This is a genomic window from Pseudoalteromonas sp. SG43-3 (assembly GCF_014164385.1).
Taxonomy (GTDB): domain Bacteria; phylum Pseudomonadota; class Gammaproteobacteria; order Enterobacterales; family Alteromonadaceae; genus Pseudoalteromonas; species Pseudoalteromonas distincta.
In genome coordinates this window covers 1-1,383 of sequence record NZ_JACJFC010000059.1, presented here as the reverse complement: position 1 = coordinate 1,383, position 1,383 = coordinate 1, and the positions used below count along the sequence as shown (strand labels likewise).

The window sequence follows — 1,383 nt, the reverse complement described above, 5'->3', positions numbered from 1 at the left end:
AACCGTTTGATATTTCGTACCTAAGTGAAGCAGACAAGAAAGTAGTACAAAATATAATATTTACCTTCGCCCCAGAAAAGAACACTTAACAAGTGACTAAGGTTATGAGTGTCCGCTTATGGCACTCTCCAGCCACTCGATAAAATAATAATTGATAAAGTGTTTTTCTCCGCCTGATGGCTCTTAGCTTATCCGACCTACTCTGGCACTAACTGAAAATACTCTTACTCTAAATTTAAAGTTAAGCTCTAATCAAAAAATATCAATTTTTGTGCCCTACTTTGCTTCAAATTGTAGTTATTATTCTCAATCTGTGACTCAAAATCAGCTTAAGTGATGGTACCCACAAACCCAAACCCGATATCTTATATTTCATAATTTATACGTTGATATTTGTCGAATTAAAATATTTTAACTAGCTTAAAGGCTGGCTGGTCAGTAACTTACATACATATAAAACTAAAAAGCACCCTGATTAACTCAGAGCGCTTTGCGTTTAGGACAAATAAACAAGGGTTATACAAATTTAATAAGGAGATGCTTAAGCATGACCTTCATGCTTGGGGTGTTACTTTTTCGATAATATTCGTAGTTATAGATACCTGTTATCATTCTAGTGCAAAAAAAACTTAGAGCGATAAACCAAGCGAAGTTTTCAGTGGATTGGAACTGTAAACACAATATAGCTGAGCCACTAAATGCGATAATCGAATAGGTAATTTCTATTCGATATTGGCTAAAAGCCTTTAAAATTTTGGACATTAAAAACCGTCATCAAAAGCATCAAAAGAATCATGTTCTATAGAGTCACCTATCGACTCTTCAATTTCATAAACAGTCATTACCCTGTCTGGCTGGCCCACCACATTGCCACCAACATCTACGATATTAGTACTGGCATTTGTGATAGGTAGTCCTGTTGTTGGATTAATAGCAATATCATTAGCGTCGTTTTTCATTTTTAAACCTTAATAATCATTAATTAATGCTTTCAAATTTAATGATTTCGTGATAAAAAACAAACTTGTTTGACTGCGCAGCTCAGCAACAAACAGTTTGAATAAGGCATTCACTTTTCTTCTATTTTCACTTAATTTTTTTAGTAAAAACCCTCTCCTCTTTATCTAAAAAGTTTATTAATAAGTTTAATTTGAAGGCGGCTTTTGTCTGCAAGACAGGTTTTTAGATCGCATTTTTCGGCACGAAAAACTGCAAAATAGCGCCTCAGAATGAGGCCAACAAGCGCGTAATGTGGTGTATGTAGTGGTCAACTAATTTTGGCCACAGTTTTAGAATCTTGATATCTAACCTCAGATTCATTCGGCGCTAAACCAGCATTATAATGATGTGGTCTAACATTATTGTAATATCCGTTTATATAAT

At 34.3% G+C, this 1,383-nt stretch carries 1 protein-coding gene; it reads right to left on the bottom strand.

Annotated elements, in window-relative coordinates:
• Nucleotides 1-761: 761 nt before the first annotated feature.
• Nucleotides 762-959, bottom strand: a complete 198-nt coding sequence (locus tag H5157_RS20545; protein WP_002963063.1) for a hypothetical protein — start codon at nt 957-959, stop codon at nt 762-764.
• Nucleotides 960-1,383: the final 424 nt, after the last annotated feature.

Bases quoted from the DNA above. Each gene is read 5' to 3' on its own strand.
- H5157_RS20545 (WP_002963063.1), bottom strand. From the start codon at position 959: ATGAAAAACGACGCTAATGATATTGCTATTAATCCAACAACAGGACTA.